Source organism: Faecalibacillus sp. (assembly GCF_047023275.1).
In the GTDB taxonomy this organism is placed as follows: domain Bacteria; phylum Bacillota_I; class Bacilli_A; order Erysipelotrichales; family Coprobacillaceae; genus Faecalibacillus.
In genome coordinates this window covers 1-8,199 of record NZ_JBKYAR010000051.1, presented here as the reverse complement: position 1 = coordinate 8,199, position 8,199 = coordinate 1, and the positions used below count along the sequence as shown (strand labels likewise).

The following is an 8,199-nucleotide window of genomic DNA, read 5'->3' as shown; positions in this document are numbered from 1 at the left end:
CGGCGAAGATAGTACGTTGTGCGAAAATAGCTCGTTGCCAGTTCTTTTTTTTTGCTTTTTATGACATTGTTTATTCAATGTCTTTTTTTATTTTCATATAATGAAAGCTTTTACATATTTAAAATAAATAGTATAAACTATCCCTTGAGGTGAATCCAATGGAATTAAGTATCTTATTAATTCAACAAATATGTCAATTATTTATTATGATCTTTTTTGGCTTTTTACTTGTAAGAGTCCGAGTTTTAACAGCTGAAAATAGCAAAGTATTATCTATTTTACTTTTATACGTTGCATGTCCTTGTGCAATTATTAACTCTTTTATGATTGATTTTACACCCGATAAATTAATCGGATTGGGAATTTCTTTTTTAGGTGCTATTTTAGTACATATTATTTTTATTCCTCTTGCTAATCTTTTAGGAAAAATCTTTGGTTTTACACCAATCGAAAAAGCAACTATTATTTATTCTAATTCTGGTAATTTAATTATTCCTTTAGTAGGCGCTATTTTAGGTAATGAATGGGTTATTTATTCAAGTGGATATATGGTTATTCAAACCATTTTATTATGGACACACGCTAAAAGCTTAGTTTGTAATGAGCCGTCATTTGATTTAAAAAAGATTTTATTAAATATCAATATTATAGCAATCGTTATTGGAATTTGTTTATTTATGTTCCATTTACAATTACCAACACTAATTGTTGATACATTTTCTAAAGTTGGAAGTATGATGGGACCATTAGCCATGATTGTAATTGGTATGCTTATTGGAGAAATGGATTTAAAGAGTATTTTTGTAGAAAAAAGAACGTATTTAATTTCATTTTTAAGACTTGTTGTTTTTCCACTTATTATGATTATTATTTTTAAATTTACAGGTATTTCATATTTAACTGCAGATGCTAATAAAATTTTGTTAATTACAATTTTAGCTGCTTCTGCACCACCAGCTGCAACAATTACTCAGTTTGCTCAGCTTTATAATAAACATCCAGGTTATGCAAGTATTATGAATGTAATGGGAGTTATTTTTAGTATTATTACCATGCCTCTAATGATTATGATTTATCAATTGTTATAAAAAGGTAGAAATACCTTTTTTATTTATGTTTTAATAAAAAAGAGGTAAAAAAATGAAAAGATTTTTATGTTTATTATTATTTATTATAGTTGGCTGTTCTCCTAAAACATCAATGGTAGAAATTCAAAAACATGTATATGTAGAAAAAGAATTTAAAGATAGTTGGTTAGAAATAAATGAATTTGGTGATAGCTATATTAAGGAAGAATTACAAGGTGGATATCAGTATCCCTATAACTCACAATATTTGAAAAGATTTTTTAAAGATGGAGGAAAGATTGAATTATACAATTATAGTATTAAAAAAGACAATCTTATTATTTCAGGAGAAATGATTCCTCCTTATACTATTCGCCTTGTTCATCCTAATCTTGATAATATAACAAGTGAAGGTGTGATTATTCATGAGTTAGGACACTATTTTGATGAAAAATATCATTTTAGTTCATCTAAACAATTTATAAAACTTTATAAAAAGAATAAAGAATTGTTTGATACAAAAACAAAGAAAGAATATTTTGCAGAATGTTTTAAAGAATATGTTGGAAATCATCAAGAAAAGGTAAAACCTTTTCAATCTTATATGAAAAAAATCACTAAAAAAATACTGCAAAATAATGAATGACAGTTGCAAAAAGCGTGACTTATAATAAAAAAAACGATATAATGTGTCTAAAAAAGAAACCGATAAATTATTTTGATAAATAATATCTAAGTATATTAAAATAAAATATGATAATATGTTATGGTGAGGTGAATGTGATGGATGATTTTATTAGACCACCAAAAAAGGAAATAAAAAAGGAAAAGAAACGTAGACCAATAAAAGAAGTTTTAATTGTTATTTTAATTATTGTTTGTTTAGCAATTGGATATTTTGCAGGTTATGTTTCAAAGAAGAATGTTGTTGTTAAAGATTCAAATAATAATATTATTAATGAAGTATATGATACTTTAAATAAATATTGGGTGAATACCAACGATCAAGATATTAATTTAAATACATCAGCGATTGAAGGAATGGTTGCTGGTTTGAATGATCCTCATTCAAGTTATTTAACAAGTAAAGAAGCTGTAGAATTTAATCAGACTGTTGCTGGTAATTATCAAGGAATTGGTGTGGGGTATTCAATGGTAGAACAAGGAGCCATGATTACTAAAATATATAGTGATTCTCCTGCAAGTAAAGCGGGGTTAAAAGTTGGAGATATTATTACTAAAGCTGATGGTAAAGACTTATCTCAAGCAGATACGGATCAAGTAAGAGAATATGTCCGTGGTGAAGATGGCACAGAAGTGACATTAACAGTGTTAAGCAATAAAAAGACAAGTGATGTAAAGGTTACAAGAGGAGCATTAGATACTTCTGCTTTTTATGAAATAAGAAAACAAGGTAATGTTTCTTTTGGATATATAGAATTATCAACTTTTGGAACTGATACTGCCAAACAAGTAGAAACAGCCTTAGAAATGTTTAAAAAGAAAAATATTCAAACATTGGTTATAGATTTAAGAGATAATGGTGGAGGATATTTAACAGCTGCTACAGATATTTTAGATCTATTCTTTACTTCTGATGAAGTTATTTTTCAAATGAAAGAAAAAAATAGTGCAGCTAAGAAATATTATGCTGAATCTGATAAAAAATATGAATTTGAAAATGGTTATATTCTTGTTAATGAAAATACAGCAAGTGCTTCTGAATTAACAGCAGGAGCTTTACAAAGTGAAAAAGGATATCAACTTATTGGTAAAACAACTTATGGAAAAGGAAGTGCTCAAACTCAAAAGACACTTTCCGATGGTTCTGTTTTAAAATATACGTATGCTAAGTGGATGATTCCAAATGGTACATGTATTAATGGAAAAGGATTAACACCTGATATAGAAGTAGATAATGTTTCATTATCAGGCATTACTACTAAAGATGTTAAAGAAACATTAAAAGTTGATAGTGTAAGTACATGTACTAAATCAATGCAAAAAATGCTTAATATTTTAGGATATCATGTAGATCGTGAAGATGGTTATTTCTCTGTAGGGACACAAGCTGCCTTACAACAATTTGAAATGGATAATGGTTTAAATGTTGATGGAGAATATAGTCAAAGTGATAAACAAATGTTAGTAGCAAGAATGATGATTTATATAAACAATCATGAAAATGATAAACAATATGATCGTTTAATGGAAATCATAAAATAAGGTGGTGAAACTATGTCTCAATTTAAACTCGTTTCTCCTTTTCAACCAATGGGAGATCAAGTTCAAGCTATTCAAGAACTTGTAGAAGGTTTAAAAGCAGGTAAAAAGGAACAAGTCTTACTTGGGGGAACTGGTACTGGAAAAACATTTACAGTAGCTAATGTGATTAAGGAATATAACAAGCCAACTTTGGTTTTAGCACATAATAAAACATTAGCTGGTCAGTTATATTCAGAATTAAAAGAGTTTTTTCCTGAAAATAGAGTGGAATATTTTATTTCAAACTTTGATTTTTATCAACCAGAAGCTTATATTCCAGGTAGAGATTTATATATTGATAAAAACGCAAAAACAAATTATGAAATTGAAATGTTACGTTCAGCAGCAATGAATTCACTTATTGAAAGAGAGGATGTTATTGTTGTAGCGTCTGTAGCTTCTATTTATGGACTTGGAAATCCTGAACAATATAAAGAAATGATTTTTTCATTACGTGTTGATCAGGATATTGATAGAAGAGAATTATTGACATTTTTAGTTGATCGACAATATCAAAGAAATGATATTGAACAAACTAAAGGAACTTTTAGAGTTCGTGGTGATGTTATTGAAATTGTTCCAGGACATAGTGAAAGTTATTTAATTAGAATTGAATTATTTGGGGATACTGTAGAACGTATTTGTGAAGTAGATCCTCTTACAGGGCATATTTTAGGTTCTTATAATACGTATACCATTTATCCTGCTTATGGATATGTAACGAAAAAGGAACAAATGTTAAAAGCTTGTGATACGATTTCTAAAGAACTAGAAGAACGATTACAGTATTTTAAAGATGAAACAAAACTATTAGAGTATGAACGTCTTGATCAAAGAACAAGACATGATGTAGAAATGTTAAGAGAAGTGGGTATGTGTCCAGGAATAGAAAATTATTCACGACATATCGATGGACGAAAAGCAGGACAAAGACCATATACTTTAATTGATTATTTTCCTAAAGATTTTTTACTTGTAGTAGATGAAAGTCATGTTATGCTTCCACAAATTAGAGGAATGTATAATGGAGATCGTTCTCGTAAAGAAACATTGGTAGAATATGGTTTTAGACTTCCAAGTGCTTTAGATAATAGACCACTTGTTTTTGAAGAATTTGAAGACTTAATTCATCAAGCTATCTTTGTTTCTGCAACACCAGGAGATTATGAATTAGATAAAGTTCATCATCAAGTTGTTGAACAAATTATTAGACCAACAGGTCTATTAGATCCAATCATAGAAGTTAGACCTATTGATGGTCAAGTAGATGATATTATTGATGAAATTCATCAACGTATTGAAAAAAATGAACGTGTTTTAATTACAACACTTACCAAAAGAATGGCAGAAGATTTAAGTGCGTATTTAGTAGAGCTTGGTTTAAAAGTTGCTTATTTGCATAGTGATACTAAAACATTAGAGAGAACAGAAATTTTAAGAGATTTACGTCTTGGAAAATATGATGTTTTAGTAGGTATCAACTTGCTAAGAGAAGGATTAGATTTGCCAGAAGTGTCTCTTGTTTGTATTTTAGATGCTGATAAGGAAGGCTTCTTAAGATCAGAAAGATCATTGATTCAAACGATTGGACGTGCTGCTAGAAATAGTCATGGTAAAGTTATTATGTATGGTGATAAAATAACAGATTCTATGCAAAAAGCCATTGATGAAACAGCAAGACGTCGTGAAATACAAGAAAAGTATAATAAGGAACATGGAATTATTCCTCAAACAATCAAAAAGGAAATTAGAGAAGCTATTCATGGACAAGAAAATGTGGATGAAGCGATTTCTCTTGTTAAAAAAGGTAAGAAAGCGAAGAAGAAAGATAAAGAAACACTTATTAAAGAACTTGAAAAACAAATGAAAGAAGCTGCAAAAGCACTTGATTTTGAAAGAGCAATGGAACTTAGAGATATGATGTTGGAGTTGCAAGGTGAAGTTTGAGTTTGATCATTTAGAAAAAAGTGTTTTAGATTCTTTATCTGAAAAGGGACGTGTTTATCTTGTAGGTGGTATTGTTAGAGATATGGTAATGTATCAAAAGGTAGATTATCATGATGTAGATGTAGAAATCTATGATTTAGAAATGGGTGAAATCATAGCTATTTTATCTCAATATGGAAATGTAAATGAAGTAGGTAAAAGTTTTGGTATTTTAAAATTAGACAGTTTACCAAATTTTGATTTTGCTCTTCCTCGTATTGAAAGAAAAAAAGGACAAACGCATCGAGAATTTGATGTAGAGGTGCATAAAGATTTAGACTTAAAAACAGCATGTCGTAGAAGAGATTTTACAATTAATGCGATGATGTATGACTATCAAAATGAGATACTTATAGATGTTTATCATGGACAAGAAGATATTAAAAATAAATGTTTAAAAATGGTTGATGAGAAAACTTTTTATGAGGATCCTTTAAGAGTGTTAAGGCTTGCTCAATTTATTGCGCGTTTTGAATTTCAAGTTGATTTAAAGACAAAAGAAGTATGTCAAAAGATGGTCAACGAAGGAGCTTTACAATATTTGTCTTTAGAAAGAATTCAACAAGAATATAATAAATTATTGATGTCTTTACATCCTTCATTAGGTTTAAAGTTTTTATTAGAAATCAATGCCATTATACAACCTTTAGAAACATTAGTAACATGTCCACAAAGATTAGATTTTCATCCTGAAGGGAATGTGATGAATCATACTTTATTAGTAGTTGATTTAGCTGCATTATGTAAAAATAAAACAAGTTGGCCATTAGCTTTTATGTGGAGTGCGTTACTTCATGATATAGGGAAACCATTAGTCACAACTCCTGAAGGAAAAGCTCCAGGACATAATGAAAGTGGCGTAGAAGTTTTTAATCAATATTTTGGACATTTTTTTACGAATAAAAAAATGAAACAATATATACGTACTATGATTTATAATCATATGCATTTAATGAATATGGTAAGAAATCATAGTAAAGATTATAGTTATTATAAATTATTAAAAGGAATAGAGGGAATCTTTCCTTTAAGTGATTTAGTGTATATGTCAAAATGTGATAAATTAGGACGCCTTGCTAATCGTCCAGAAACAATATCAACATTAGATAGTTATGTTGAAGAAAAAGTTTCAAAATGTGGAAGTCATGCCTTGAAACCACTGGTAGATGGTAAACTTTTAATAGAATTGGGATTTAAACCTCATCAAAATTTTAAAGAATTACTTGATTGGGCTTATGATTTACAAATGAGAGGACATGACAAGAAAAGTATTATTCAATTATTGAAAGGAAGAAAAGATGGAAGATAAATTAATTATTCGAGGTGCAAGAGAAAATAATTTAAAAAACATTAATATTGATATTCCTAAAAATAAATTAGTTATTATGACAGGACTTTCTGGTTCAGGAAAAACATCTTTAGCCTTTGATACGATTTATGCAGAAGGACAAAGAAGATATGTAGAATCACTAAGTGCTTATGCTAGACAATTTTTAGGAAATATGGAAAAACCAGATGTTGATGCGATTGAAGGATTATCTCCTGCTATCGCTATTGATCAAAAAACAACATCTAACAATCCTCGTTCAACTGTAGGAACAGTCACAGAAATTTATGATTATTTAAGATTGTTATATGCACGTGTAGGGAAAGCATATTGTCCTAAACATGATGTTGTTATTGAAAGTCAAACAATTAAACAAATGGCTGATACGATTGATCAATACGCTGATGGTGATCGTTTAATGGTTGTTGCTAGAGTTGTTAAAAGAAAAAAAGGAACTTTTAAGGACTATTTTGCAGATTTATTAAAAGATGGTTATTTACGTGTGGTTGTTGATGGTCAAAATTACATGTTAGATGAAGAAATAGAATTAGATAAAAATAAGAAACATGATATTGATGTTGTCATTGACCGTATTATCAAAAAAGAAGGTTATCGTAGCCGTTTAGTAGATTCTTTAGAAGTTGGTTTAAAGCTTACAGGTGGGGAAGTTATTGTTCAAAATCTAACAACAAAAACAGAAGAGCTTTTTAGTGAACATCTTGCTTGTCCAATTTGTGGTTTTTCTGTTCCAAAGTTGGAACCACGTTTATTTTCATTTAATAATCCTTTAGGTGCTTGTCCCGATTGTCGAGGATTAGGAATTAAAAATGAGGTGGATGATGATTTATTGATTCCAGATTGGAATAAATCAATTAATGAAGGTGGACTTCGTTATTTTAAAACAGCAGTAGGAACAAATCGTATTGAATGGCAAAGATTTTTAGTTCTTTGTAAGAAATATAAAATAGATTTAGATAAACCATTAAAAGATTTTACAAAACAAGAATTAAGTTATATTCTTGATGGTTCGAGAGAACCTATTAGTTATGAAATTATATCAGATAGTGGAAATGTCTCACGTACAACAAAATTTATTGAAGGTGTGAGAACATTAATTGCAAGAAGATATGAAGAAACAACTTCAAAATGGTCAAAAGAATGGTATGCATCCTTTATGTCAGAACATACTTGTCCTACATGTAAGGGAAGAAGACTTAATGATCAAGTTCTTTCTGTAAGAGTCGGTGGTTTAAATATTGCTGAATTTACAGAACAATCAATTGAAGATGCTTTACATTTTATTCAAAATATAAAATTAACAGACTATGAAATGAATATTGCTCGATTAGTTGTTAAAGAAATCAATGATCGTCTTACATTCTTAAATAATGTTGGTCTTGGTTATTTAACACTTGCTAGACGTGCAGGAGGATTATCAGGTGGAGAAGCGCAACGTATTCGTTTAGCAACACAAATTGGAACACGTCTTACGGGAGTTTTATATGTCTTAGATGAACCTTCTATTGGTTTACATCAAAGAGATAACGAAAAGCT

5 protein-coding genes and 1 pseudogene are annotated in these 8,199 nt (G+C 29.2%); all 6 read left to right on the top strand.

The genetic code is table 11. From position 1 onward, the window contains the following. The first annotated feature begins 158 nt into the window (after positions 1 to 158). On the top strand, positions 159 to 1,088 hold the full coding sequence (locus ACLVEP_RS12335) for an AEC family transporter (RefSeq protein ID WP_412585192.1): 930 nt from the start codon (positions 159 to 161) through the stop codon (positions 1,086 to 1,088). A 52-nt stretch (positions 1,089 to 1,140) separates the two neighbouring features. Then, positions 1,141 to 1,713: a hypothetical protein gene (locus ACLVEP_RS12330; protein WP_412585191.1), complete on the top strand. Its 573-nt coding sequence runs from the start codon at positions 1,141 to 1,143 to the stop codon at positions 1,711 to 1,713. 137 nt (positions 1,714 to 1,850) lie between these two features. Further along, positions 1,851 to 3,293, top strand: coding sequence for a S41 family peptidase (locus ACLVEP_RS12325; protein WP_412585189.1), 1,443 nt, complete (start codon positions 1,851 to 1,853; stop codon positions 3,291 to 3,293). Positions 3,294 to 3,305: 12 nt separating this feature from the next. After that, the gene (gene uvrB, locus ACLVEP_RS12320; RefSeq protein WP_412585188.1) at positions 3,306 to 5,279 is read left to right on the top strand and encodes an excinuclease ABC subunit UvrB; all 1,974 of its coding nucleotides are present in this window, start codon (positions 3,306 to 3,308) and stop codon (positions 5,277 to 5,279) included. Further along, positions 5,269 to 6,627 (top strand): CCA tRNA nucleotidyltransferase, encoded by a 1,359-nt coding sequence (locus ACLVEP_RS12315; RefSeq protein ID WP_412585187.1) that lies wholly within the window; start codon positions 5,269 to 5,271, stop codon positions 6,625 to 6,627. The genes uvrB and ACLVEP_RS12315 overlap by 11 nt, the downstream gene beginning before the upstream one ends. Further along, positions 6,617 to 8,199: pseudogene (locus ACLVEP_RS12310) on the top strand (excinuclease ABC subunit UvrA); the annotation flags it as partial. The gene ACLVEP_RS12315 and the pseudogene ACLVEP_RS12310, both read left to right, overlap by 11 nt.